Below are 841 nucleotides of genomic sequence, written 5' to 3'. Positions count from 1 at the left end.
TGACACGGGCGGGTCCGGGTCGGGCGTGGGTGTGACGTAGTGGCCAGGGAACGCGGCGGCGCGCCGGTGGCGAGGTGATGGCGCCGTGGTTCCTTCCTGACGGCGCGGTCCCGGCTCCGTCCCCTGCTCGGCAGGTGGCCGGGGCCGCGCCGTACACATGTTGACGACGGTGAGCAGGACAGGAGCGATGACCGATGGCAGAGCCGGAGGGGGACACCACGCGCACGGTGCTGCGGGCGGTGGATGTGCTGTGCGACCGTGCCGAGGATGCGTCGTCCATGCTGGCCGATGGTGCGGCGGGGCTGACGCTGGCTGATGCGGGCCTGGCGCTGGAGACGGTGACGCGGGCCCTGGAGGCGGCGCACACGGTGGCGCAGTTGCTGAACGGACGGGTCGGGCAGATCCGGGACCGTGAGGTGACCGAACGGCGCGGAGATGCGGGTCTGGGCGTGTCGGATGGTTCGGCGCTGCCGGTGATCGACGGCGCGACGGTGCATCTGGACTATGCGTGTGAAGTGCTGATGGTGGCGGCTCACCTGCTCGGGCTCGGGCTGGGTGAGCTGCTGCGGGTGGAACGGGGCGAGATGTGATCCTCCGCTAGGACGGCGGGAGACTGCGGTCAGGGTGAAGGGCTGCGGCTTCCCTTCCGCGCTGGCCTGGGCGGGCCGGTCGATGGCCGTAGGCCACCCCGTAGGGGCGACCGGAGGGAGTCAGCCGGCGCGCCGTTGCGGCAATTCCGTCTCAAGCGTCGCTCGGCCTGGAAGCCGCTGCCCGACCCTTCAACGATCTCCTTTGCGCGGGGCCCTGGCCTCAGCGTGCGGGGTGCGGTACGTGCGGGCCG

1 protein-coding gene is annotated in these 841 nt (G+C 71.8%); it reads left to right on the top strand.

Annotated features, from left to right (window positions below):
• The first annotated feature begins 194 nt into the window (after positions 1–194).
• Entirely contained in the window at positions 195–590 is a 396-nt protein-coding gene (locus ETD83_RS42070; protein WP_138650803.1) for a hypothetical protein, read from the top strand.
• Positions 591–841: the final 251 nt, after the last annotated feature.

The organism is Actinomadura soli (assembly GCF_005889715.1).
Classification (GTDB): domain Bacteria; phylum Actinomycetota; class Actinomycetes; order Streptosporangiales; family Streptosporangiaceae; genus Spirillospora; species Spirillospora soli.
Note: the sequence above shows the minus strand (reverse complement) of the source record. Positions and strands in the feature narration are given on the sequence as shown.